The following is a 22,696-nucleotide window of genomic DNA, read 5'->3' on the forward strand; positions in this document are numbered from 1 at the left end:
CTTGCTGTTATCATGTGGGCGATGCTCGCGCTGTTCACCGACGTGTCGGGCAAGGTGCCGCCGTTTCAGCTGACGGCCATGACCTTCGCCATCGGCGCCTGTCTTGGCCTGCTGTCCTGGCTCTGGCGGCCGGGCGCGGCACAGCACCTGCGCCAGCCGGCAAAGGTCTGGCTTCTCGGCGTTGTCGGCCTGTTCGGCTATCACTTCCTGTATTTCACCGCCCTGCGCAACGCCCCGGCGGTTGATGCCAGCCTCATCGCCTATCTCTGGCCGCTGTTCATCGTGGTCGGCTCGGCGCTGATGCCGGGCGAGCGCCTGCGCTGGTTCCACGTGCTGGGAACGCTTTTGGGGCTGGCGGGCACGGTGCTGATCGTTACCAAGGGCGGCAGTGTCGGCTTCGAGGCGCAATATGCCTTCGGCTACGCCATGGCCGGGCTCTGCGCCCTGACCTGGTCCGCCTATTCGCTGCTGTCGCGGCGTTTTGCCAGCGTGCCGACCGATGCGGTGACCGGCTTCTGCGTGGCGACATCGGTTCTGTCGCTGATTTCGCATCTGGCGCTGGAGCAGACCGTCTGGCCCGAATCGCTGACGCAGTGGCTGGCGGTGCTGGGGCTCGGTCTTTTCCCGGTGGGCGCGGCCTTCTATGCCTGGGATTTTGGCGTCAAGCGCGGCAATATCCAGGTGCTGGGTGCGTCGAGCTATGCGGCGCCGCTGCTGTCGACGCTTGTGCTGATCGCGGCAGGCGCGGCCGAACCGACGATGCGCGTCCTGCTGGCCTGCCTGCTAATCACCCTTGGCGCTGTGCTTGCCGCCAAGGAAATGATTTTCCGGAAGCGGCCGGTTTAGGGCTCCCAGCCCGGTGCGGCCAGTTCGAACTGGGCAAAGTCGAAACCCGGCGCAACCGTACAGCCGACCAGCGTCCAGTCGCCGAGCGATTTGGCTGTCTGCCAATGGCCGGCGGGGACAATGCCCTGCGGCCGCTCGCCTGCCATGATATCCATGCCGAGCCGGTGGACTTCATGCGGCGCGCCTTCGGTGGCCATGGTCAGTTGCAGCGGCGCGCCGCCATACCAGTGCCAGACCTCGGCGGCGTCTTTCACCCGGTGCCAGGCGGAAATCTCGCCTTTTTCAAGGAGGAAATAGATGGCCGTGGAATGGCCGCGCCCGCCCACCGGCCAGCCGCTCTGGTTGTCGCGAAACATCTGGATATAGGCGCCGCCCTCGGGGTGCGGCTGCAGCCCGAGCTCCCTGCGGATATCATCTGCGGTCAATGTCATCAGAAATTGTCCTTGCGCTTGCGGATTTCGGTAAACACGGCCTCGTCGCTGGCGTTCTCCAGCTTCAGGTTGCGGCGTATTGCCGGGTCATGCCAGCGCAGGAACGGGTTGGTTGCCATTTCGCGCAGCAAAGTGGTGGGCAATGTCGGCAGGCCAGCCTCGCGCAGGGCAAAGATTTCCCTGGCCCGTTCCTTCAGCGCCGAATTGTCCGGATCAATCGACAGGGCAAACCGCGCATTGCTTTCGGTGTACTCGTGCCCGCAATAGATCTGCGTGTCGACCGGCAGCTTGATCAGGTGGTTGAGCGACCGGAACATGGTTGCCGGTGTTCCCTCGAACAGCCGTCCGCATCCGAGCGAAAACAGCGTATCGCCGGTGAAAACAACCTTGGCCTCGGGGATGTGATAGGAAATCTCGCCTGCGGTATGGCCGGGCGTGGAGATGACAAACACGTCGAAATTGCCGAAGCGGAAGCGGTCGCCATGTTTCAGCGTGCGGTCAATGCCGGGTATATTGGCCTTTTCCGCGTCCGGGCCGAGGATTTCGAGCTTGAACCGCTTCTTCAGCGCAAGGTTGGCGCCGACATGATCATTGTGGTGATGGGTCGAGAAAATATGGGTCAGCGTCCAGCCGCGGCGCTTGAGCGCGTCAAGCACCGGCCTTTCCTCCGGGGCATCGATGGAGGCGGTGAGGTTGGCGTCGGGGTCGTGGATCAGCACGCCGAAATTGTCGCTGAGCGCGGTGAACTGTTCTATCTGCAGATTTGACATGGGGCCTGTCCGGTTTGAACTTTGCCGTCAGGATAGCCAGCTGCCGGACAGGCGCAACCCGTCTCCAAGCCATTTTCTTGATGTTATGATTTGCCGTGTTAGGTTGGCCGCATGCATCTCGATATCATCGACCTTCGCGCCTTTTATGCTTCCACCCTCGGCCACCTGACCGAGCGGGCGATTTCCATGGCGCTTGCGCCGATCTGGCCGAAACTGCCGGGCGAGAGGCTTGTCGGGCTTGGCTATGTCGTGCCCTATCTCGACCGGTTTCGCGGCGATACGGAGCGGACATTCGCCTTCATGCCTGCCGGGCAGGGCGCGGCGAGCTGGCCGCCGGCGGAGGCCTCGGCGACGGCGCTGGTGTTCGAGGAAGACCTGCCGCTGCCGGATTCGGCGGTGGACCGCATCTTGATGGTGCATGCGCTGGAACATGCGGAAGACCCGCGCGAAACGCTTAAGGAAATGTGGCGGGCTCTGGCTCCCAACGGGAGGCTCGTCATCGTCGTACCCAACCGGCGCGGCCTGTGGGCGCGCTTCGAGCATACCCCCTTCGGCAGCGGACGGCCTTACAGCCGCGGACAATTGATCCGGCTCTTGCGTGAAACCAATTTCACGCCGGGACCATGGGCCGAAGCGCTGTTTTTCCCGCCATCGTCGCGGCGCTGGATCATGCGCCCGTCCAGCCTGTTCGAACGGGTGGGCCGGCGCTTCTGGCCGGTTTTCTCGGGCGTGCTCATCGTGGAGGCGCAAAAGCGCATTTATCAGGGGCTGCCGGTTGCCCAGCGGTCATCGCGGCGTGTTTTCGTGCCGGTGCTCTCGCCGCAAGGCACGGCCATGCGGCGGGATGGACCGGACGGGAATTGAAGTCAGCGCCGCAGCAGGAACACCGCCTGCTGGCCGAAAAGGTTCCAGAAACCCCAGGGCATGTTGAAGCCGATTCGCTGGCCGAAGGCATTGAGCGCCACGGCGTTTTCCACCTGCGCGCCGATTTCCCTGGTCATGTCGACAAAGTCGTTGATGGTGCAGAAATGGATGTTGGGCGTGTCATACCAGCTGTAGGGCAGTTCTTCCGTCACCGGCATGCGGCCGTTGACGAGCAGCGAGGCGCGCATGCGCCAATGGCCGAAGTTCGGGAAGGAGACGATGGCCTTTTCGCCAATGCGCAGGAGTTCGGTCAGAACATTCTTCGGGTTGCGCGTGGCCTGCAGCGTTTGCGACAGGATCACATAGTCAAAGCCCGCATCGGGATAATATTTCAGGTCGCTGTCCGCATCGCCCTGGATGACCGAGAGACCGCGCGCCACGGATTCGTTGACGCCTTTCTGCGACAGCTCGACACCGCGTCCATCGACATTCTTGGTGTTCTGCAGGAGTTCGAGCAGTTCACCATCGCCGCAGCCGACGTCGAGTACCCGCGCACCGGGATTGACCAGTGAGGCGATGACATCGAAGTCGACGCGCGAAGCGGTATTCACGCTCATGGCTGCACAAGTCCCCTGGCACGGGCCGCCGAGCGGATGAACCCGTTGATGGCCGAGAACATTTCCGGCTCGTCGAGCAGGAAGGCGTCATGGCCCCGGTCCGTCTCGATCTCGACAAAGGAGACGGAGGCGCCTGCGGCATTCAGCGCATGGGCAACGGTGCGGCTTTCACTGGTTGGAAACAGCCAGTCGCTGGTGAAGGAGACAATGCAGAACCGTGTCTTCGATCCGGCGAAGGCATCGGCCAGCCGCCCCTCATGCTCCGCTGCCAGATCGAAATAATCCATGGCGCGGGTCATGTAGAGGTAGGAGTTGGGGTCGAAGCGCTCGACGAACGACATGCCCTGATGGCGCAGATAGCTTTCGATCTGGAAATCCGCGTCGAAGCCGAAGGTCACATTCTGCCGGTCCTGCAGGTTGCGCCCGAATTTGCGGTGCAGGGCGGTTTCCGAGAGATAGGTGATATGCGCCGCCATGCGGGCCACGGACAGGCCCTTGCGCGGGATGGTGCCTTCTTCCAGATAACGGCCCTCCCGCCACTCAGGGTCCGCCATGACGGCCTGGCGGCCCACTTCGTGGAAGGCGATGTTCTGCGAGGAGTGGCGCGCGCCCGTGGCGATGGCAACGGCGGCAAAAACCCGGCCGGAATGGCTGGATGCCCATTCCAGAACCTGCATGCCGCCCATGGAGCCGCCGACGACGGCAAAGAGCTGATCGATGCCGAAATGATCGACCAGCATGGCCTGCGCCCGCACCATGTCGGCGATGGTGATGATCGACAGGTCGAGCGCGTAGGGCTTGCCGGTTTCGGGATTGATCGAAGCCGGGCCGGTCGAGCCGAGGCAGCCACCCAGCACATTGGAACACAGGACGAAGAAGCGGTTGGTATCAATGGGTTTGCCCGGACCGACCAGGGTTTCCCACCAGCCGTTCTTGCCGGTTACCGGATGGACATTGGCAACGTGCTGGTCGCCGGTCAGCGCATGGCAGATCAGGATGGCATTCGACTTGTCGGCATTGAGCGTGCCGTAGCTCTGATAGGCGATGCGGAACGGGGAAAGCACGACACCGCTGTCGAGACGCAATGGTTTGCCGGCGCCAAACTCCACCACGGGGCTGTGGGGATTTGTCGCTTCCTGGCTTCTTTGATCGGGACTGGCGGACGGGCTGCTGAATGTCGTCATTTTTGCGCGATTTTAGCTTTGTGGGCGGTAGCTATGGTCGCGCAACCGGCAAAGTCAATGGTTTCTTTGATTTTCCGGGCCTCGCGCCGCAAGTTTGGCTCGACATCGCGCCTGTTGGCAGCTATGCCCCGTGGCTTGAGCCATTGCCTGCGATGACCATCGATTTCAACGATGTTACGGATCTTGTGAATCATGACAACGACATTGAAAGACACGCGCCCCACCCCAAAACCCGGTGTTCTCGACATTGCCGCCTATGTCCCCGGCAAGGAATCGGCGCCCGGTGTTGCCAAGGTCTACAAGCTCTCTTCCAATGAAACCCCTCTGGGCGCGAGCAAGCACGCGACCGAGGCCTATCATGCCGCATCCGCACGCCTTGAAATCTATCCGGACGGCCAGGCCACCCAGCTCAAGCAGGCGATTGCCGAGGTGCATGGATTGAACGCCGACAACCTTCTGTGCGGCAATGGTTCGGACGAACTGCTCGGCCTGTTGTGCCAGACTTACCTGTCACCCGGCGATGAGGCTGTTTACACCGAGCACGGGTTCATGGTGTACAAGATTTACATCATGGCGGCCGGTGCGACGCCTGTCGTGGCCAGGGAAAAGAATGAGCAGGCGGAAGTCGATGCCATTCTCGCCGCCGTTACGCCGCAGACCAAAATCGTGTTTCTGGCCAACCCGAACAATCCGACCGGCACCTACATTCCCTTCGAGGAAGTGCGCCGCCTGCATGCGGGCCTGCCGAAGAACGTCCTGCTGGTTCTCGACGCCGCCTATGCGGAATATGTACGCCGCAACGATTACGAAGCCGGTGTCGAGCTTGTCTCGTCGTTCGAAAACGTCGTGATGACCCGCACCTTCTCGAAAATCCACGGCCTTGCCGCCCTGCGGATCGGCTGGATGTTCGCGCCGGCGCATGTCATCGACGCGGTCAACCGTATCCGCGGACCGTTCAACCTGAACTCCGCCGCCATTGCCGCTGGTGCTGCCGCCATCCGCGACCGTGCGCATGTCGACAAGGCTGTCGCCTTCAATGATACGTGGCTGGCGTGGCTGACAGAGCAGCTGTCGGCGCTGGGCCTGCGCGTCACGCCGTCCGTTGGCAATTTCCTGCTGATCCATTTCCCGGATGATGCGGCGAAATCGGCTGACAAGGCGGACGCCTATCTGACGGGCAGGGGCTATATTTTGCGCCGTGTTGCGGGCTACGGATTCCCCAACGCGTTGCGCCTTACCATTGGATCCGAGGAAGCCAATCGCGGCGTAGTCGCTGCACTCTCCGAATTCTTGAAGTAAACAATGTCCAAAATCCATTTCGAAACCATTGCGCTGATCGGCATTGGCCTGATCGGTTCATCGCTGGCGCGCGTCATCAAACGCGAAGGCCTGGCAGATCACATCGTTATCTCGACCCGCAGCGAAAGCACGCTGAAACGTGCCGAAGCGCTGGGGCTGGGCGACAGCTATGTCCTCGACAGTGCGGAAGCGGTCAAAAATGCTGATCTGGTGATCATCTCGGTGCCCGTCGGCTCGTCCGGCGATGTTGCCCGGCACATTGCCGGATCGCTGAAAGCCGGCGCCATCGTCACCGATGTCGGCTCGACCAAGGGGTCGGTCATCGCGCAGATGCAGCCGGAACTGCCCGCCCACGTGCATTTCATTCCGGGCCATCCGCTCGCCGGTACGGAATATTCGGGACCCGATGCGGGCTTCGCCGAGCTTTTTGCCAACCGCTGGTGCATTCTGACGCCGCTTGATGGCACGGACCCCGCCGCCCTCGACCGGCTGACAAAATTCTGGGAGGCCTGCGGCTCGCGGCTCGATACGATGGACCCGGTGCATCATGACCGGGTGCTCGCCATCGTCTCGCATCTGCCGCACATCATCGCCTACAATATCGTCGGCACGGCCAGCGACCTGGAAGAAGTGACCAATTCGGAAGTGATCAAATATTCCGCCTCCGGTTTTCGCGACTTCACCCGCCTTGCCGCGTCGGACCCAACGATGTGGCGCGATGTCTGCCTGCACAACAAGGATGCGATCCTTGAAATGCTGGCGCGGTTTTCCGAGGATCTCGCCTCGCTGCAGCGGTCAATCCGCTGGGGCGATGGCGATGCGCTGTTTGACCTGTTCACCCGCACCCGTGCCGTCCGGCGCGGAATCATCGATGCGGGTCAGGAAGTGGATGCCCCCGATTTCGGACGCCAGAAGGCGGGTGCCAAGAGCGCCTGACAGCACTGCGCTGGCTGTATCTGCCCTCACAGCGAGGGCAGGCGGCCAATGCTGATAAAGCCGACCGACATCTTGCCGTTCTTGACCGAGACGGGAAGTGTCGGCGCGCCGCTGGCATCCTTCGGCACGAAGGCCATGGCCTGCACGACGGATGAAATGATCTTGTCCTGACCGGGGAAGATGCTCTTTGCCGTATTGGCAACGCTTTCCGGGTTGCGCAGGGTGATCTTGAAATCGCCGCTGATGCGTCCGTCGTCAGCCACCGAGAAAGGCCCCGATATGGCGATGCCGCTGCCATCGGGCAGGGCGAGATCGACATTGCGCAGCAGGCCGGACTGGCCGCGCAGGACGCTCAGATCGCGTTCCGTCTTGCCGATCAGCGCAAAGCCGTTTGCCATCTGGATATCGGCGGCGCCGGTCAGTTCGGGCAGCGGCTTGTCGTAGAGCGTGTTGTCGGCAATCTTCAGGCTGCTGAAGGACAGCGCAATATCCATGACCGGCTCCATGGCGCGGAAATGCAGCTGGCCGTCCTTCAGGGTGGCAAACGGCGCGCCGGCACCGGACGGGTTGTGCTGGGTGACGACGATATTGCGGCCCTGCACCGACAGGCGCTGCGGAATGGGCTTGTCGAGCCGCACGCTGGATTTCAGGTTGTCCCAGTTCAGATCGAGCGGCGGCATGCCGGGCACGCTGACGGCGGCCGGGCCGTCGATCTCGCTGACGATGTGGAAAGGTGCATAGACCTGCGCGGCGGAGCGGAAGGCTCCGGCATTGACGGAAACATTTTTGGCCTGGTCGACCCACGACACTTTGGAACAGTTGAGGCCGAGGCGGAACGGGTAGCCGCTGGCCGCCGCATTGTCGCAGGCGGCGTTGATGCCCTTGGCCTGCAGGCCGGCGATATTCGCCGCGACCCGCGTTTCCAGCATGTTGGCCACGTAATACCACCCGCCGGTATAGAGCAGGCCGACGAGGACGATACCGGCGGCCAGAAAGCGGATACGCCGTCCGGCATTGTAAGGTTTGTCGGCAGTGCTTGACGTCATGGTCCGGGTCTCGCTATCGGTCAGGGAAGAAGCTTGGCATTGCAGTACAGCTATCAGGACGGATATGGGCGATTTTTGGGTCTTTGGCTACGGTTCTCTGATGTGGAAGCCAGGCTTTGCACATGTTGAAACCATGCATGCGCGCCTGCACGGCTACCGGCGGGCGCTGTGCGTGCATTCCTACGTGCATCGCGGCACGCCGCAACGGCCGGGGCTTGTCCTCGGTCTCGATCATGGCGGTTCGTGCCTCGGCCTGGCCTTCCGGGTTCCCGGCGAGCTTGAAGACGAGGTCGTTGCCTATCTGCGTGAGCGGGAACTGGTCACCAATGTCTATCTGGAAAGGCGGCTGGCCGTCCGCCTGCGGGATGGCCGCAGGGTGGAGGCGCTGACCTATGTGGTCGACCGCAGGCACGTGCAGTATGCGGGGGCCTTGACCGTCGAACAGGCTGCTGCCACCGTGCGCGGCTCGGTCGGCCAGTCCGGCCGCAACGAGGATTACGTGCACAATACGCTGGAGCACATGCGCAAGATGAATATCCGCGACCACTGGTTCGAGACCCTGGTCGCCGCCATCGACCGCAATCCCGGCTAGGGATCAGACCGTTACCCCCAGCTCCTTCAGCCGCTGCACCGCCGTTGGCGGCAGGGGCGGCGGGTTTTTTGACCGGGCCGCTTCGATCAGCAGCTCATCGCAGGCGGCTTCCGTCACTTCCTGCAATTTTTTCAGGAATGTCTCGGCGTCGAGGCCCGGCTGGATCGGCGGCAGGATGCGGCAGCGGATCGTGCCGGGAAAGCGGCGGAACTTGCGGCGCGGCCAGTACAGCCCGGCCACGTGGGCGATCGGCAGGACCGGCACGCCAAGCTCCGTATAGATATGCGCCACGCCGTATTTGTAGGCGGGCGGCGCACCCGGCGCGGTGCGGGTGCCTTCCGGATAGATCATGAGCTGGCGGCCCTGGGAAACGGCATCCCGTGCCCCGCGGATCGCCGTCTTCATGGCGACAGAGCGTTTGCCCCGGTCGATCGGCACCATCTTCATCTTGAGGATGTACCAGCCGAACAAGGGAATCCACATCAGCTCGCGTTTGAGAATATAGACGGGATCGGTGATCTCAGGCAGGAAGGCATAGGCATCCCAGAACGATTGATGTTTGGGTGCGCAGATATAGGGGCCATCGGGAATGTTCTCGATCCCCTCGATCACGTGATCCGTCCCGGCGAGAACCTTCTGCAACCAATGGTTGGACCTCGCCCAGTTCTTCGGCACGCTCCAGGCATTCTTGCGGGAGCTGAGGAAGTAATAGGGTGTGAAGATGATCATCTGAATGATCAGGTTGAGATAGAAGGCGATATTGAAGACAATGGATCGGATGATCGTCATCGGGGTCCCGGTCATGGCGGTTGGTCAGGCCTTCGTTATACCAACTTGCCCGCGGCGTGAACTCCCAATCAGCCGCCCCTGATCCATCGAACGAATGTTTGTGTTCCCGCCGAAAGGCTGTCGGGCAGGGCCGAGCGTATGACGGCACCCAGATATTTCACATATTCGACGACAAGCACGCGCACCACCTGGCCGCGCGCCAGCCAGTCACCATTGCGCAGGTCGCTGTTGACGATGGGATAGGGGATGAACTCGATCTCCTGCGAGGCGCGCCGCAATTCAACCAGTGTCCGCGGCATGTGGTAATTGTTGGTGACGACGATGACGCGCGTGTAATGGTTGGCCTTGGCCCACTTGATGCTTTCGGAGGCGTTGCCGATCGTGTCGAGCGCCGAGCGGTCAATATCGACGCAGCATTCAAACAGCGTGGCATCGCCGCGCGTCACGCGCTGCAGTTCGCCGCGCTTGGTCGAAGGATGGACCCCGCTGATGAAGAGCCGTTCGCCGCGCTTGTTCTTCAGCAGGTCGAGCGCGCCCTCGATGCGGGAATAACCGCCCGTCAGGACGACGATGCCGTCAGCCGGTTCCACCAGATCCGGTGTCTGCATGGTGCTGACATGATCGCTGAAGACAATGAAGCCGCCGAGAAAGAGACCGAGCGCCAGAACCCCGAGCAGAAAGAACGGCCGGGCAACGCGCTTGCGCAGCGCAGACACAAGTCCGCGCGGGCGGGCTTCGGGGCCTGCCGGCGGTTGGTTGCTGCTGTCGTCCGTGCCGTCCATTTTCGGATCACGCGTTGCCTTGTTCGAGAGTAGGGTCACCGGGAGTGTATAAGCCTTGCCGGCAAACCTCCCGTGAATTTTATGGCGTCAAATTGAATCGAAATTGCTCAGGCATCATGGCTGTCGCCTGCGCGCCCGTCGACCTGGCGCAAATGCGCTATGACTGTCATTCGTGTTGTAATCATGGTCAAAACACTGACTGCGAGGATGATCAGTACGACGCCGGTATAGCCGCCTGACCCGATGGAAAAATTGCCGAACAGGGCGGTGGCCTGATCGGCTTCCGGCGTTGCCAGATTGCGTGACGACCACCAGCCGATGATCAGAAAGATCAGGATGGCCAGCGCGCCGCCGCACAATGCGCCTTTCAGGGCGGTCCAGAAAAAGTGCCGCTCGAACTGCCGGGCGACGAATTTCTGTTCCGCGCCGATAAAATGCAGCACTTCGATGATGTGACCATTACCGGCCATGGCGCCGCGCGTGGCAAAAATCACCGTGAGAATCGTCGCGGCGATCACCAGTCCGAGCACCGTCATGCCGATCAGTACGGTGGAACGGGCCATGGACACGAGCCGGTCGACCCAGGTGCGGTGGTCGTCGAAACTGGCCCCCGGGATATTTTTCACCAGTTCGCTGCGCAGCAGGGCGAAATCCGGCGGGGAGGCTTCGTCGAGCGTGACGACGACCAGCCGCGGCACCGGCAATTCATCGATGTTCAGCCCGGTGCCGAGCCACGGTTCCAGCAGCCGGGCCGTGGCTGCCCGGTCGATGACGCGGGTGGATTTGACCCCGGCAAAGCCCTGCGCGAGCTTGCCCGCCTGAACAAGCAGCGCTTCCATGTCCTGGCCCTCGACCGGGCGGATCTGGATGGTGGCTTCGGTCGATATCTGGCTCTGCCATGTGGCGGCGGTCGACTGCACGAGACTGACCGCGCCGATGGTCAGGCAGGCGAGAAAGGTCATGATGGCGATCACGATCATCAGGGCGTGGCCGACGACATTGCCGGCTGGCACGATGGGTGCCTGTCCGCTCCGGCCGCGCACGAGCTGGATGGCGCGACCGGTCAGATCCGCGGCCAGTTCCCTGAGGCGGGCGGCGTCAATCATAGATGTCGAGCCTCCCCTGATCGAGAATCATGCGGCGGGCATTGACCTGATCCATCAGGGTAAGATCGTGGGTGGCGATAACCACGGCGGTCCCGGAGCGGTTCAGCTCGCCGAACAGGCGCAGCAAACGCCGGGCAAGGGGCGGATCGACATTGCCGGTCGGCTCGTCGGCCAAAAGGATTTCCGGCTGGTCGATCAGGGCGCGGGCAATCGCGGCGCGCTGTTTCTCGCCGCCTGAAAGCACCGGCGGCAGCACGTGCATGCGCTCGCCCAGGCCAACCCAGTGCAACAGTTCCTCGACTTCCGCGCGATAGGTGGCTTCCTCCTTGCCGCGTACCCGCAACGGCAGGGCCACGTTCTGGTAGGTCGTCATGTGGTCGAGCAGGCGGAAATCCTGGAACACCACGCCGATGCGGCGGCGCAGCAGCGGCATTTCCTTGGACGAGATCGTCGCAATATCCTTGCCGAAAACCGTGATAAGGCCGCGCGTCGGCTTCAATGTCATGAACAGCAGGCGCAGCAGCGATGTCTTGCCTGCGCCCGACGGGCCGGTCAAAAACTGGAACGAACGGGGTGAAATATGGAGGCTGACATCACGCAGAACCTCCGGGCCCATCCCGTATCGCAAACCGACATTCTCAAAACGAATCAAGCGTGACTTTCCAAGTTTCTCGTGCAGGCGTGTTTTATTCAGCGCGGACGGATTTGACCACCCATCAATCGCCGCATCCGTTCGCCGAAACATTAATTATTAAGCGATAGGTTGCCATAATGAGTCGGAGGATCATGACTGCAACATGGCAGAACGGCCGGAAAACGCGTGATTGCACGGTTTAAAACAATGAGCGGCGAAACTGTTTCGCATATCGGCCCTGCGCTCCACTTCGACAAGGGCGGAGCGGAAGACGCAATCTATGAATCCATGTCACCCCCGTCCTCCCATCCCAATCTGGACGCACACTTCCCTGTAAACGCGCGCATGACAATTCTCCAAAAGTCGCAGGAGGCACAGGCCCGCATGCCGGGCTTTGCCTATTGGCTGCTGGTGCTCCTCGTGGCGGCGTCGACGTTCTGGATCTGCGGCGGGCATGTGCTTTTCAGCCCGCGGCATGCGGCCGGTCCCCATGCTCCGGGCGCGAGCGTGTCCGCGCCCGGGGAACAGCGCGATCCGTTGACCGGGCGCTGATTGCCGGGCGGGAAATGCCTGGGCTTTGCTTTTCGGGCCGATATCGGGCTATAGAGCCTTTCAAACAGGAAAGGCTCCGGGAGCCTTGCTTACCGGAAAATCAGGAAGAGTTGCATGCCGAAAGTTGGCGAGAAGAATATCGATGTTCTGTTCAGCGCGCAGGAGATCGCCAAGCGCAATCTGGAACTGGCGCAGGACATTGTCGCAAAGCGGTTCGACAATCTGCTGGTTATCTCGATCCTCAAGGGGTCATTCATCTTCGCGGCGGACCTGATCCGCGCCATGCACGATGCGGGCGCCGAGCCTGATGTGGAATTCATCACCGTGTCCAGCTATGGCAAGGGCACCGAGAGCAAGGAAGTGCGGCTGCTGCGCGACATCGACAGCGACGTGCACGGCCGCGACGTGCTGTTGATCGACGATATACTGGAATCGGGCAAGACGCTGAAATTCACGCGCGAACTGATGCTGGAGCGCGGCGCGCGCAGCGTCTCCATCGCCGTATTGCTGGACAAGAGCGTGAAGCGCAAAACCGATATCGAAGCGGATTTCAAGGGGTTCGAATGCCCCGACTATTTCGTCGTCGGTTATGGCATGGATGTCGGGCATTCCTTCCGGCAGCTGCCCTATGTCGGTGTCGTCCGGGACTGATTCTCTCGCCTCAGTTGAATTTCAGCAGGCGTTCCAGATAGTCCTTTTCCATCTGCGGGCTCAGCGCATTGCCGAGCCGCTCGCGGATGGCATCGAGGATCTGCCGGGCGCGCTGGATATCGGCTTCCCCGGGCAGCATGTTGCGGTCCGGCCCGAAATCGGTGCCGTTGTTGGATTTGGACGGCCGTCCCAGCGGATCGCGGTCAGTCTGCTGCGGACCGCCCGGCTTGCCGGTCCGGCCCATGGCCTGCATCTGTTTCATCATGTCCTGTCCGCCCTTGCGCAGGGAATCCAGCGCATTGCTCTGCTGGTCAAGCGCCTGTCCGCCATCGGCCTCGCCAAGGGATTTGCGGGCGTCTCCCATGGATTTTCCGGCGTCGCCGAAATCCTTGTTGGGGGTGATGCCCTGGCCGTTCAGATCGTCCATCAGCTGCTGCAGGTCGGATTGCAGCTTGCCCTGGCCCTCCTGCAAGCCCTTCAGCGCCTTGGCGATATCGTCCTCTGACATCTGGCCCTGCTGGCCGTCCTGTCCCGTCTGGCCGCCGAATTGGCCATTGTCCTGCATCATGCCATTCTGGCGCTGCTGTTCCAGCCGGTGGGTCTCGTTCATCATTTTCTGCTGGCGCCGCATCAGGTCGCCCAGCTTGTCCATCTGCTGTTTCATCTGGTCGCCCTGGCCATTCTTGCCCTGGGCCTGGCGCATCTGCAGATTGTTCAGCATGTCGTTGAGCTGGGAAAGCAGCTGCTGGGCCTGCTCTTTCGAACCCTGCTTGGCCAGTTCCTCGATCTGCTTGAGGATGCGGTCAATATCCTCCTGCCGCAATTCGCGGGCATTGGGATCGGGCGCCTGCGCCATGTTGGGATTGCGCTGGGCCTGCTGGGCAAGCTCGCGCATATATTTGTTCATGGCCTTGCGCAGGTCGGCCATGCGCTTGTCGATTTCTTCGGGGCTGGCATTCTGCTCGATCGCTTGGCGCAGCGCCTCCTGGGCCTCGCGCAGGCTGCGTTCGGCATCGGACAGGGCGCCGTCTTCGATGCCCCGCGCCACCTGCCACATATAGGCGACGACATCGCGCAGCTGGTCATCGCTCTTCGCAAGGTTCAGCCGGGAACGGATGCTGCGCAGACCCAGATAATGGGCGGGATTCCGGATCGTCTCCTCCGGCCACAGGGTTATGGCATCCAGCATGTTCAGCACATCCGGCTTGGCATTGGCGTTCAGCGCCAGCATGCGCCGCTGCTCGACAACGGCACGTGCCAGCGGATTGGCGAAGGGGCGCTCCGGCATGACGAGGGTCTTGGTCTCGCTCCGGCCTTCCTGCCCGGCATCGTCAACCGCAACAAGGGTCATGCGGATTTCCGACCCGGCCCAGACGTGCTCGGTCAGGTCCCGCGTCGTCTTGGTTTCGCCGCCGTCCGCGCCGCGTTTTGGCAGGCTGAGGGGGATTTCCGGGGCATCGAACAGCGGCCTCGCATCCTTTGCCGGCGGCTGGATCTGCTCGACCTTCGCCTGCGCGCTGGCTGCGCCGTAATCATCTTTGATTTCATAGGCCAGCTCCATCGTGCCGTTGACGGCACTCGACGGTTCCTTGGTGAAGCGGATGGTGGGCGGCTGGTCCGGCAACACGGCAAAGGCCCATTCGGAATGCACGGTGCCACTGTCGATCAGCCCGACCGTGGCGCTGGTATCGAGAGTCAGTTCGAAATTGCGCGGCTGGTCTTTCGCCGGGGCTGCGTCTGCCGCCTTCGTCTCTTCCTTGACCGGGATATCGGCGGGCTTGCCATCCGGCGGGGTCCGCGTCACCCGTTCGGTTCCGTTGCCGCCGATGATGCGGATGGTCAGCGTGCTGTTCTGCGGGACGGTGAACTGTTTTTCCTGGTCATTGGCCGCCGAGGTGAGGAAGACCGGCGGGCGGCCCGTATAACGCGGCGGTGTCACCCAGGCATCGATGCGGGGCGGCAGCGCATTGCTGCTGCTATGGCTCCGGAATGCATCGCCGAGATGTCCGCCGAGCGGACTGCCGGAAAAGGCGAAGGCGATGACGAGAAAGAGACCGACCACGGCCCGCAGGCCCCATGGATCGATTTCCGGGATATTTGTCCGGGGCAGGCCGCTCTTCAGGCCCCTGATGCGCTCGGCCATGCGCTTGCGGTGTTCATCCCACAGGGCCTGCGCGAAGGGATCATCCGTGCTGGTCGCCAAAATTTCCGACTGCACGGCAATCGGCTGGTGATCGAGCGTGTTGACGTCTTCGAGACGGCGGCTGACATCGGCGTGTTCCGGCAGGCGGAATCTCAGCAGGGTATAGAGGCACACCGGAAGCGACAGGACGAACAGTGTCAGCAGGCCGAGCCGGGCAAGATCCGGCATCATGCGGAACAGGCCGAACCAGGCGAAGATCACGAACAGGGCACAGACCAGCAGAAGCGGCAGGATCCGGGGCCACAGCCGCTCGAATGCGAGGGTCAGCCATGCGGACAAGCGGAGGCGATCGATACTCTTGAAAATATCGAACCTGACCCTTTCAGCGTCCCGCTCATCGGGGTGTTGACCGGTCATCCCTGCTCCATCTCGTCAAGCCTGCGATTCCATCATGACCGCATTGACGCCGGTCAAGAATACCACTCATCGTGGCAAAGGCGAGGCCTTGGCGCAAAAAGCCGTTCACCGTTCTGTGTGCCGGCCCGTTCAGAGCCACTCTGGTATGGAATCAAGACCGATCAGTTCGTCATAGGTCGCGCGCGGGCGCACCACATGGAAGCGGTCGCCGCTGACGAGCACTTCCGGCACCAGGAGGCGCGTGTTGTAGGTTCCCGACTGAACCGCGCCATAGGCACCGGCTGTGCCGATGGCGATGAGGTCGCCGGGGGCCGGGCGCGGCAGGTCGCGGTCGAGACCGAGATAGTCGCCGGTCTCGCAGACGGGACCGACGACATCGCCGCGAATGCGCGGATGCGACGCCGACGGCTCCTTGACCGGGCGGATCGTGTGGAAGGCGTCGTAGAGCGTCGGGCGGATGAGGTCATTCATCGCCGCGTCGACGATGATGAAATTGCGCGCGTCGCCTTCCTTGACGAAAATGACTTCGCTGACGAGGATGCCGGCATTGCCGACGATCAGGCGGCCCGGCTCGAAAATGGTCTTGAGCCCGAGCGGCTTGATATGCTTGGCGACAATCGCCGCATAGGCATCGGGCAGCGGCGGCGGATTGTTGTCGAAATGGTAGGGAATGCCGAGGCCGCCGCCGAGATCGACATGCTTGATGTCGTGGCCGTCGGCCTTGAGGTCGCCGACGAGCTTGGCGAGCAGGGCGAAGGCATCGTCAAACGGTTCCAGATCGGTGATCTGGCTGCCGATATGCATGTCGATGCCGGCGACCTTCAGGCCGGGCAGGCGCGCCGCATGGGCATAGACGGACCGTGCCCTGGCCAGCGGAATGCCGAACTTGTTCTCGGACTTTCCCGTCGAAATCTTCTTGTGGGTCTTGGCATCGACATCGGGATTGATGCGCAGGGACACCGGCGCAATCTTGCCCGCTGCGACGGCACGGCTGGAGAGAAGCTCCAGTTCCGGCTCGGATTCGACGTTGAAGCAGTGAATGCCCGCTGCCAGTGCAAAGTCCATTTCGCCCGGCTTCTTGCCCACGCCGGAAAAGACGATCCTGCTTGCGGGAATTCCAGCCGCCAGGGCGCGGCGCAGCTCGCCTTCCGACACCACATCGGCACCGGAGCCGAGACGCGCCAGGGTTTTCAGGACGGCCTGGTTGGAATTGGCTTTCAAGGCATAGCAGACCAGCGCGTCCATTTCGGCAAAGGCTGCGGCAAAGACCTTGTAATGCCGTTCGATCGTTGCCGTCGAATAGCAGTAGAAGGGGGTGCCGACCGCCCTGGCGATATCGGGAATGCTGACGTCCTCGGCATGGAGAACGCCGTCCTTGTAATCGAAATGGTTCACGAAAAATCAGCCTAGATGATTGAGTCGAGGAAAAAGCGCTTGTCTTGAACGGGTGGCCGTGCCGGTTTCGGCTCGCCGGGTGCCGGTGTGGTCACCGATGCGGGCGGCAGTTCGAGCGGGCCCTTGCGGCCGCAGGCCGACACGGCGCTGACGATGGCAACCGCCATCAGAATTGTCGTGAGGTAGGAACGGCTTGTCATAGATTTTGATCCTGTCGTCCGAAAGTATGTTGTCCTGTCTAACGCATGGAGGAACGCTTTGCATCCCCCATCGTCGGACTTACGATTTCGTGATGCGTTTTTGCCAGAACTTGATCTGCCTGCGCACCTGTTCCGGGGCCGTGCCGCCATAGGATTTGCGGCTGCGCACGGATTTGTCCACGGTAAGGTAACCGAAGACGGCATCGGTGATCCCCGGATGAATGCCCTTGAGGTCATCCAGCGTCAGCTTGCCGAGTTCGCTCTTCTTTTCTTCCGCCAGCGCGACGGCGCGGCCGGTGACATGGTGGGCCTCGCGGAAGGGCAGGCCAAGTTCGCGCACCAGCCAGTCCGCCAGATCGGTGGCGGTGGAATAGCCGGAACCGGCGGCCTTCTTCATGGCTGCGGTGTTGACGGTCATGTCGCCGACCATGCCGGTCATGGCGGCGAGGGCGAGTTCAAGGGTTTCAGCCGCGTCGAACACGGCTTCCTTGTCTTCCTGCATGTCCTTGGAATAGGTCAGCGGCAGGCCCTTCATGACGGTCAGCAGGCCGACGAGCGAGCCGGTGATGCGGCCGGTCTTGGCGCGCACCAGTTCGGCGGCATCGGGGTTCTTCTTCTGCGGCATGATCGACGAGCCGGTGGAGAAGGAATCGGACAGGCGCACGAAGCCGAATTGCGGCGTCGACCAGATGACGATTTCTTCGGCCAGCCGGGAGAGATGCGTGGCGGCAATGGCGGCCATCGACAGGAATTCCAGGGCGTAGTCGCGGTCGGAGACACTGTCGAGCGAATTGCGGGTGGGTTCGCGGAAGCCGAGTTCCTTCGCCGTCATGTGCCGGTCGATGGGGAAGCCGGTTCCGGCGAGCGCGGCGGCGCCGAGCGGCGATTCATCCATGCGCTCGATGGCGTCCTTCACCCGGCTGAGGTCGCGGCCGAACATTTCCACATAGGCCATGCAGTGATGGCCGAAGGTGACGGGCTGCGCGGTCTGCAGATGGGTGAAGCCGGGCATGAGGGTCGCGGCGTGTTCCTCGGCGCGCTTCAGGAAAGCCTCGATCAGCTTTTTGAGCGCGGTTGCCGTGCGCTGGAATTCTTCCTTGACCCACAGGCGGAAATCGACGGCAACCTGATCGTTGCGCGAGCGCGCCGTGTGCAGGCGGCCGGCCGGTGCGCCGATGAGTTCGGCAAGGCGCGACTCGACGTTCATGTGAATGTCTTCAAGTTTGCGTGAGAAAACGAACTTTCCGCTTTCGATCTCTGACAATATCGTGTTCAGGCCCTTTGCGATCTTGTCGTGGTCGTCCGCCGCGATTATGCCGGTTTTCGCAAGCATGGCAGCATGGGCAAGTGAACCGCGAATGTCCTGGGCATAGAGTTTCTGGTCAAACCCGATGGAAGCGTTGATTTCTTCCATGATGGCGGCCGGACCTGAGGCGAAACGGCCTCCCCACATTTCGTTGCTGTTTTTCTTGTCGGACATTGTAAGCCTTGGGTGAACCGGGGTGGATAGACGGAAAGTGTAAGATATGGACAACGGCAACGAAACACAGAAAACCACTTCAGGCGGCAGCAGGAAAATTATTGTTCTTGCCGCGCTCGCAGGCATAGTCGCCGGTGCGGTTGGGGTATACGTGATGGAGCGGCCTTCTGGCAATATTGTTGCCGGAACAAACTCGACCGATCAATGCACGGCCAAGACCGATACGGCGAAGAAGATCGACGCCGCCGCCACCGGCGCTGTGGCTGCCATGCGCGGCGCCGAGAAACCGCAATCCATGTCCGCGCTTTCCTTCACCGGTCCCGATGGCAAGCCGATGCGGCTGGCGGATTTCAAGGGCAAGACCGTCCTCGTCAATCTCTGGGCGACATGGTGCGCGCCCTGCCGTGAAGAAATGCCGGCGCTCGATGCACTGCAGACCAAGAAGGGCGGCGACAATTTCCAGGTCGTGGCGATCAATATCGACACGGGCGACGACCAGAAGCCGAAGGGCTTCCTGGCGGATATCGGGGTGAAATCACTGGCGCTCTATCGCGACCCGACCATGGGCGTGTTCAACGACCTGAAACGCAAGAACCTGGCCTTCGGCCTGCCCGTGACGATGATCGTCGACAAGGAGGGCTGCCAGATCGCTGCCATGAACGGCCCGGCCCCGTGGGAGAGCGATGATGCCGCTCGCCTCATCGATGCGGCCATAGCGGCGCAGTAATTTTTGAAATGCGGCGGGCCGTTGCCACGCCCGCTTTTGCGTCTGGCTGTTGAGAGAGGAGAATGACGGGCGGTCCTTGGAACGCGGGTCTTGGGGTATGCTGTATGCGATGCTTGCGATCCAAGGACCACCCGCCCCGGCGTTTTCAAGGTTTTGCCCAATGTTTCACCACTGAGCCAAACCTCCCCGGCCGCACAGGTTTTCCTCCCTGCATGGCCGAAGCGCCGATCCTTTCCCGACTTTCGAAGGTTTCCGGAAGCATTCCCGCCGGAAAGGACAGGAATGAGAATAAGCGAGGATGGGAGAACGTGGATAAGTTTTATCCAAATGACATTTCACCCCCCTCTGGGCTGCCGCCCTCCGGGGCGAGCCACGGGTCTCGCCCGTCCTTCGGACCCCCCACAAGGGGGGAGATCACATTGGCATCAACGCTTTTGCGTTGTTTTCAATGTTGAAGATTAGCTGAAACAGCAATGACAGCTGATCTCCCCCCTTGTGGGGGAGATGTCCGGCAGGACAGAGGGGGGTGTGGCAATATTCTTGCCAAAAAACAAAACCCGCCGGGATTTTCATCCGCGGCGGGTTTTTATGTTAAGAATCAAGAGACCGGATTATTCCGCCTGACCGGCAGCGGCCTTGCGGGCCTTCTTGGCCTTGTACTTGTCGAAGCCGGAGGGATCGCCGGGCTTGCGCTCCTTGGGCTTCTTCACCTTTTCAGGCTTTTCCGCGGTCCAGCCTTCCGGCTTGGCCTTGGCGGGCTTGGCCGCCCAGTCGGCTCGTGGCTTGTCGTCACGGTCGCGCGGCGGCTTGCGGTCATCCCATTCGCGCTTCTCGCCAAAGTTTTTCTTCGGCTTGAAATCGCTGCGCGGGGAAGAAAAGCCCGCAGCCTCGCTGCGCGTGATGTTCACGCCCTTTTCGCCGGTGCCGTACTGCTTGATGCGGGCCATAAATGCGTCGGCCTTGCTCGCCGTGATCTCGAAGCGGGTTTCGGTTTCGAGAATCTTGATCGAGCCGACATCGGTCTTGGTGATGTCACCGGCCTTGCAGATCAGCGGCAGCAGCCAGCGCGGTTCGGCGCGCTGCTTGCGGCCGACGCTGAGCGAGAACCAGGCGCCGCTTTCGAATTGTTCGAAACGGTCAGAACGCGGCGCACGCTCGGCGCGGTCACCCCGGTCGCCACGGCCGGGCCGGTCGTCATAGCTGCCCTTGCGGATCGGCTCGAGAACGTGGGCCGGCGTGTTCGACAGTTCTTCCGGTGCCGGGCGCGCAGCCATCTGCTGGCGCAGATAGGCGGCGGCAATCTGCTCGGCGGAATGCAGGCCGAGAAGCTCGCGCACATGTTCGCCTTCCTCCTCGGTCATCATTTCGGTCAGCGACGGGTCGTTGAGGATGCGGTCGTGGTTGCGCTTGTTGATGGCAGCGGCGTCTGGCGGCGGCACCATCGTGGTGCTGAGCTTGGCCATCTGCAGCAGCCGCTCGGCCGAACGGCGGCGTGATGCCGGCACGATCAGGACGCAGACGCCCTTGCGGCCCGCGCGGCCCGTGCGGCCGCTGCGATGCAGCAGCGTATCTGGGTTGGTCGGCAGGTCGGCATGGATGACGAGATCGAGATTGGGCAGGTCGATGCCGCGCGCGGCGACGTCGGTGGCCACGCAGACGCGGGCGCGGCCGTCACGCATGGCCTGCAGCGCATTGGTGCGTTCGGCCTGGCTGAGTTCGCCGGAGAGCGAAACAACGGAAAAGCCGCGATTGGACAGGCGGCTGGTCAGATGCTTGACCGCTTCGCGCGTCGCACCGAACACGATGGTGTTCTGGGCATCGTAAAACAGCAGCGCATTGATGATCGCATTTTCGCGCTCACGCGGCGCTACCGGCATGATGTGATATTCAATATCGCTGTGCTGGGACTTTTCGCTGGTCGCGGTGATGCGCACCGCATCGTTCTGGAACTGCTTTGCCAGTTGGGCAATGGGTTTCGGAACCGTGGCCGAGAACATCAGCGTGCGGCGGTCCTTCGGCGCTTCGCCGAGGATGAATTCGAGATCTTCGCGGAAACCGAGGTCGAGCATTTCATCGGCTTCGTCGAGCACCACGGCGCGCAGTTCGGTCATGTCGAGCGAGCCGCGGGTGATATGGTCGCGCAGACGGCCGGGCGTGCCGACAACGATATGGGCACCGCCCTGCAATGCGCGGCGCTCCTTGGTCATGTCCATGCCGCCGACGCAGGAGGCAATGCGGGCGCCGGTCTTCTCATAGAGCCACTCCAGCTCGCGGCGCACCTGCAGGGCAAGCTCGCGGGTCGGGGCAATCACCAGCGCATAGGGTGCGCCGATGGAGGTGAAGCGGTCTTCGCCTTCAAGCAGCGTCGGCGCAATGGCAATACCGAATGCAACTGTCTTGCCGGAGCCGGTCTGGGCGGAGACGAGAAGGTCCGCGCCGTTCGCTTCCGGAGCAAGCACGGCTGTCTGCACAGGCGTCAGGGTCTCGTAACCACGGGCCGCCAATGCACCGGACAGCGCCGGGGCGATAGAATCGAAAATAGTCATTAATGAACTTTCAAGTACGTGTTTGGGCTGGTGTTTTCGGCTCGGCATATGTTGGGGCACGAGCGGCACGCATATAGCTTTGTTGCGCTCTCGTAGAGGTTATCGCTCATTTCGTCAATGGCAGGGCGTGGGAAGCCGGTGCAGGGGAGCCTTGCAAATTCGTTGTGGGTAGGCCCGGCAATGACGTATCCCGCCTGCGCCCAAACAATGTCAGACAGCAAACCCTGCCCGTTTCAGGCGGACGATGGCAAGGTCCAGCGCGGACAGGAAGCTGGAGCGGTCTTTGGGCGAAAAGGGCCGCGGGCCGCCCGTGATCTGGCCGGCCGAGCGCAGCTCGTCCATCAGGTTGCGCGTGGCCAGCGTGTTGCCGATGGAGGCCTCGGTGAAAGCACGGCCGGTCGGCGAGATCGCATCGGCGCCGGCCTTCACGCAGCGGCTGGCCAGCGGAATGTCGGCGGTCACCACCACGTCGCCGCGCGATACCCGTTCAGCGATCCAGTCATCGGCAGCGTCGAAACCGTCACTGACGATAACGCGCTCGATCATCGGATCGCGCGGAATGGCCATGAAGGCGTTGGCGACGACATAGACCTTGACGCCGTAGCGTTCGGCAACGCGGTAGATCTCGGCTTTCACCGGACAGGCGTCGGCGTCGACATAGATGGCGATGGTTTTCTGCTCGTTCATGC

Annotated in this window: 24 protein-coding genes; 8 read left to right on the forward strand and 16 right to left on the reverse strand. The window is 62.0% G+C overall.

The annotated features are described in order from the left end of the window. Positions 1-12 precede the first annotated feature (12 nt). Complete coding sequence (gene yddG / locus ACTJJ7_RS20470) at positions 13-846, forward strand: aromatic amino acid exporter YddG (protein ID WP_440968691.1); 834 nt, start codon at positions 13-15, stop codon at positions 844-846. Here the strand turns inward: yddG and ACTJJ7_RS20475 are convergent. Beyond that, positions 843-1,277 carry a cupin domain-containing protein gene (locus tag ACTJJ7_RS20475; protein ID WP_440968660.1) on the reverse strand — a complete coding sequence of 145 codons (435 nt, stop codon included), beginning with the start codon at positions 1,275-1,277 and terminating at the stop codon, positions 843-845. The two genes, yddG and ACTJJ7_RS20475, sit on opposite strands and share 4 nt — an antisense overlap. Next, positions 1,277-2,047 (reverse strand): hydroxyacylglutathione hydrolase, encoded by a 771-nt coding sequence (gene gloB, locus ACTJJ7_RS20480; RefSeq protein ID WP_105734516.1) that lies wholly within the window; start codon positions 2,045-2,047, stop codon positions 1,277-1,279. Before gloB ends, ACTJJ7_RS20475 begins: the two co-directional genes overlap by 1 nt. Positions 2,048-2,158: 111 nt before the next feature. Between gloB and ACTJJ7_RS20485 the strand changes: the two genes are divergently transcribed. Beyond that, positions 2,159-2,911 (forward strand): class I SAM-dependent methyltransferase, encoded by a 753-nt coding sequence (locus ACTJJ7_RS20485; protein ID WP_105734517.1) that lies wholly within the window; start codon positions 2,159-2,161, stop codon positions 2,909-2,911. Positions 2,912-2,913: 2 nt separating this feature from the next. Here ACTJJ7_RS20485 and metW read toward each other — a convergent pair whose 3' ends face one another. Genes metW through ACTJJ7_RS20500 form a run of 3 tightly spaced genes read right to left on the reverse strand, consistent with a single transcriptional unit; the run spans position 2,914 to position 4,906 of the window. Continuing rightward, entirely contained in the window at positions 2,914-3,528 is a 615-nt protein-coding gene (metW, locus tag ACTJJ7_RS20490; RefSeq protein ID WP_440968661.1) for a methionine biosynthesis protein MetW, read from the reverse strand. Further along, the gene (gene metX / locus ACTJJ7_RS20495; protein ID WP_162800221.1) at positions 3,525-4,712 is read right to left on the reverse strand and encodes a homoserine O-acetyltransferase MetX; all 1,188 of its coding nucleotides are present in this window, start codon (positions 4,710-4,712) and stop codon (positions 3,525-3,527) included. Before metX ends, metW begins: the two co-directional genes overlap by 4 nt. Continuing rightward, a complete protein-coding gene (locus ACTJJ7_RS20500; RefSeq protein WP_440968662.1) occupies positions 4,709-4,906 on the reverse strand; it encodes a hypothetical protein in 198 nt (65 codons plus the stop codon). Before ACTJJ7_RS20500 ends, metX begins: the two co-directional genes overlap by 4 nt. On the opposite strand from ACTJJ7_RS20500, the gene hisC reads away from it, so the two are divergent. Together hisC and ACTJJ7_RS20510 are read left to right on the forward strand one after the other, a co-directional pair. Further along, positions 4,905-6,011: a histidinol-phosphate transaminase gene (hisC, locus tag ACTJJ7_RS20505; RefSeq protein ID WP_440968663.1), complete on the forward strand. Its 1,107-nt coding sequence runs from the start codon at positions 4,905-4,907 to the stop codon at positions 6,009-6,011. The genes ACTJJ7_RS20500 and hisC overlap by 2 nt on opposite strands. 3 nt (positions 6,012-6,014) lie before the next feature. Further along, positions 6,015-6,947: a prephenate/arogenate dehydrogenase family protein gene (locus ACTJJ7_RS20510; RefSeq protein WP_105734522.1), complete on the forward strand. Its 933-nt coding sequence runs from the start codon at positions 6,015-6,017 to the stop codon at positions 6,945-6,947. Between the two features lie 26 nt (positions 6,948-6,973). Here ACTJJ7_RS20510 and ACTJJ7_RS20515 read toward each other — a convergent pair whose 3' ends face one another. Further along, positions 6,974-7,993, reverse strand: coding sequence for a DUF2125 domain-containing protein (locus ACTJJ7_RS20515; RefSeq protein WP_440968664.1), 1,020 nt, complete (start codon positions 7,991-7,993; stop codon positions 6,974-6,976). A gap of 64 nt (positions 7,994-8,057) precedes the next feature. Between ACTJJ7_RS20515 and ACTJJ7_RS20520 the strand changes: the two genes are divergently transcribed. Next, positions 8,058-8,585 carry a gamma-glutamylcyclotransferase gene (locus tag ACTJJ7_RS20520; protein WP_440968665.1) on the forward strand — a complete coding sequence of 176 codons (528 nt, stop codon included), beginning with the start codon at positions 8,058-8,060 and terminating at the stop codon, positions 8,583-8,585. A 3-nt stretch (positions 8,586-8,588) separates the two neighbouring features. Here ACTJJ7_RS20520 and ACTJJ7_RS20525 read toward each other — a convergent pair whose 3' ends face one another. The 4 genes from ACTJJ7_RS20525 to ftsE all read right to left on the reverse strand — a co-directional run bounded on the left by ACTJJ7_RS20525 (position 8,589) and on the right by ftsE (position 11,878). After that, entirely contained in the window at positions 8,589-9,374 is a 786-nt protein-coding gene (locus tag ACTJJ7_RS20525; RefSeq protein WP_440968692.1) for a lysophospholipid acyltransferase family protein, read from the reverse strand. A 68-nt stretch (positions 9,375-9,442) separates the two neighbouring features. After that, positions 9,443-10,195, reverse strand: coding sequence for a YdcF family protein (locus tag ACTJJ7_RS20530; protein ID WP_245421101.1), 753 nt, complete (start codon positions 10,193-10,195; stop codon positions 9,443-9,445). A gap of 68 nt (positions 10,196-10,263) precedes the next feature. Then, a complete protein-coding gene (locus ACTJJ7_RS20535; RefSeq protein ID WP_440968666.1) occupies positions 10,264-11,262 on the reverse strand; it encodes a cell division protein FtsX in 999 nt (332 codons plus the stop codon). Next, positions 11,255-11,878 (reverse strand): cell division ATP-binding protein FtsE, encoded by a 624-nt coding sequence (gene ftsE / locus ACTJJ7_RS20540; RefSeq protein ID WP_245421113.1) that lies wholly within the window; start codon positions 11,876-11,878, stop codon positions 11,255-11,257. Before ftsE ends, ACTJJ7_RS20535 begins: the two co-directional genes overlap by 8 nt. Positions 11,879-12,103: 225 nt before the next feature. Between ftsE and ACTJJ7_RS20545 the strand changes: the two genes are divergently transcribed. Both ACTJJ7_RS20545 and hpt read left to right on the forward strand, forming a co-directional pair. Continuing rightward, positions 12,104-12,448, forward strand: coding sequence for a hypothetical protein (locus ACTJJ7_RS20545; protein ID WP_440968667.1), 345 nt, complete (start codon positions 12,104-12,106; stop codon positions 12,446-12,448). 114 nt (positions 12,449-12,562) lie between these two features. Further along, entirely contained in the window at positions 12,563-13,099 is a 537-nt protein-coding gene (gene hpt / locus ACTJJ7_RS20550; protein WP_105734529.1) for a hypoxanthine phosphoribosyltransferase, read from the forward strand. Between the two features lie 10 nt (positions 13,100-13,109). Here hpt and ACTJJ7_RS20555 read toward each other — a convergent pair whose 3' ends face one another. The 4 genes from ACTJJ7_RS20555 to argH form a co-directional block, all read right to left on the reverse strand. After that, positions 13,110-15,659 carry a TIGR02302 family protein gene (locus tag ACTJJ7_RS20555; protein ID WP_440968668.1) on the reverse strand — a complete coding sequence of 850 codons (2,550 nt, stop codon included), beginning with the start codon at positions 15,657-15,659 and terminating at the stop codon, positions 13,110-13,112. A 129-nt stretch (positions 15,660-15,788) separates the two neighbouring features. Continuing rightward, the gene (lysA, locus tag ACTJJ7_RS20560; RefSeq protein ID WP_440968669.1) at positions 15,789-17,054 is read right to left on the reverse strand and encodes a diaminopimelate decarboxylase; all 1,266 of its coding nucleotides are present in this window, start codon (positions 17,052-17,054) and stop codon (positions 15,789-15,791) included. Positions 17,055-17,065: 11 nt separating this feature from the next. Beyond that, a complete protein-coding gene (gene lptM, locus ACTJJ7_RS20565; protein WP_158531337.1) occupies positions 17,066-17,254 on the reverse strand; it encodes an LPS translocon maturation chaperone LptM in 189 nt (62 codons plus the stop codon). A gap of 79 nt (positions 17,255-17,333) precedes the next feature. Further along, a complete protein-coding gene (gene argH / locus ACTJJ7_RS20570) occupies positions 17,334-18,734 on the reverse strand; it encodes an argininosuccinate lyase (protein WP_130270818.1) in 1,401 nt (466 codons plus the stop codon). Positions 18,735-18,780: 46 nt separating this feature from the next. On the opposite strand from argH, the gene tlpA reads away from it, so the two are divergent. Continuing rightward, positions 18,781-19,461, forward strand: a complete 681-nt coding sequence (gene tlpA, locus ACTJJ7_RS20575) for a thiol:disulfide interchange protein TlpA (RefSeq protein WP_440968670.1) — start codon at positions 18,781-18,783, stop codon at positions 19,459-19,461. A 611-nt stretch (positions 19,462-20,072) separates the two neighbouring features. Here tlpA and ACTJJ7_RS20580 read toward each other — a convergent pair. Beyond that, complete coding sequence (locus ACTJJ7_RS20580) at positions 20,073-22,007, reverse strand: DEAD/DEAH box helicase (protein ID WP_440968671.1); 1,935 nt, start codon at positions 22,005-22,007, stop codon at positions 20,073-20,075. A gap of 210 nt (positions 22,008-22,217) precedes the next feature. Then, a complete protein-coding gene (locus tag ACTJJ7_RS20585) occupies positions 22,218-22,694 on the reverse strand; it encodes a YaiI/YqxD family protein (RefSeq protein WP_105734536.1) in 477 nt (158 codons plus the stop codon). Between the last annotated feature and the right edge of the window lie 2 nt (positions 22,695-22,696).

This window comes from Phyllobacterium sp. 22229, assembly GCF_052056495.1.
Taxonomy (GTDB): domain Bacteria; phylum Pseudomonadota; class Alphaproteobacteria; order Rhizobiales; family Rhizobiaceae; genus Phyllobacterium; species Phyllobacterium myrsinacearum.

Excerpts from the sequence above, each read along its gene's own strand:
- metW (WP_440968661.1), bottom strand. The coding sequence starts at position 3,528 with ATGAGCGTGAATACCGCTTCGCGCGTCGACTTCGATGTCATCGCCTCA.
- ACTJJ7_RS20475 (WP_440968660.1), bottom strand. The coding sequence starts at position 1,277 with ATGACATTGACCGCAGATGATATCCGCAGGGAGCTCGGGCTGCAGCCG.
- ACTJJ7_RS20510 (WP_105734522.1), top strand. The coding sequence starts at position 6,015 with ATGTCCAAAATCCATTTCGAAACCATTGCGCTGATCGGCATTGGCCTG.
- ACTJJ7_RS20485 (WP_105734517.1), top strand. The coding sequence starts at position 2,159 with ATGCATCTCGATATCATCGACCTTCGCGCCTTTTATGCTTCCACCCTC.
- ftsE (WP_245421113.1), bottom strand. The coding sequence starts at position 11,878 with ATGGGCCCGGAGGTTCTGCGTGATGTCAGCCTCCATATTTCACCCCGT.
- argH (WP_130270818.1), bottom strand. The coding sequence starts at position 18,734 with ATGTCCGACAAGAAAAACAGCAACGAAATGTGGGGAGGCCGTTTCGCC.
- ACTJJ7_RS20585 (WP_105734536.1), bottom strand. The coding sequence starts at position 22,694 with ATGAACGAGCAGAAAACCATCGCCATCTATGTCGACGCCGACGCCTGT.
- lptM (WP_158531337.1), bottom strand. The coding sequence starts at position 17,254 with ATGACAAGCCGTTCCTACCTCACGACAATTCTGATGGCGGTTGCCATC.
- metX (WP_162800221.1), bottom strand. The coding sequence starts at position 4,712 with ATGACGACATTCAGCAGCCCGTCCGCCAGTCCCGATCAAAGAAGCCAG.
- ACTJJ7_RS20515 (WP_440968664.1), bottom strand. The coding sequence starts at position 7,993 with ATGACGTCAAGCACTGCCGACAAACCTTACAATGCCGGACGGCGTATC.
- hpt (WP_105734529.1), top strand. The coding sequence starts at position 12,563 with ATGCCGAAAGTTGGCGAGAAGAATATCGATGTTCTGTTCAGCGCGCAG.
- ACTJJ7_RS20535 (WP_440968666.1), bottom strand. The coding sequence starts at position 11,262 with ATGATTGACGCCGCCCGCCTCAGGGAACTGGCCGCGGATCTGACCGGT.
- hisC (WP_440968663.1), top strand. The coding sequence starts at position 4,905 with ATGACAACGACATTGAAAGACACGCGCCCCACCCCAAAACCCGGTGTT.
- ACTJJ7_RS20525 (WP_440968692.1), bottom strand. The coding sequence starts at position 9,374 with ATGACGATCATCCGATCCATTGTCTTCAATATCGCCTTCTATCTCAAC.
- gloB (WP_105734516.1), bottom strand. The coding sequence starts at position 2,047 with ATGTCAAATCTGCAGATAGAACAGTTCACCGCGCTCAGCGACAATTTC.
- yddG (WP_440968691.1), top strand. The coding sequence starts at position 13 with ATGTGGGCGATGCTCGCGCTGTTCACCGACGTGTCGGGCAAGGTGCCG.
- ACTJJ7_RS20555 (WP_440968668.1), bottom strand. The coding sequence starts at position 15,659 with ATGACCGGTCAACACCCCGATGAGCGGGACGCTGAAAGGGTCAGGTTC.
- tlpA (WP_440968670.1), top strand. The coding sequence starts at position 18,781 with ATGGACAACGGCAACGAAACACAGAAAACCACTTCAGGCGGCAGCAGG.
- ACTJJ7_RS20500 (WP_440968662.1), bottom strand. The coding sequence starts at position 4,906 with ATGATTCACAAGATCCGTAACATCGTTGAAATCGATGGTCATCGCAGG.
- ACTJJ7_RS20580 (WP_440968671.1), bottom strand. The coding sequence starts at position 22,007 with ATGACTATTTTCGATTCTATCGCCCCGGCGCTGTCCGGTGCATTGGCG.
- ACTJJ7_RS20520 (WP_440968665.1), top strand. The coding sequence starts at position 8,058 with ATGGGCGATTTTTGGGTCTTTGGCTACGGTTCTCTGATGTGGAAGCCA.
- ACTJJ7_RS20545 (WP_440968667.1), top strand. The coding sequence starts at position 12,104 with ATGAGCGGCGAAACTGTTTCGCATATCGGCCCTGCGCTCCACTTCGAC.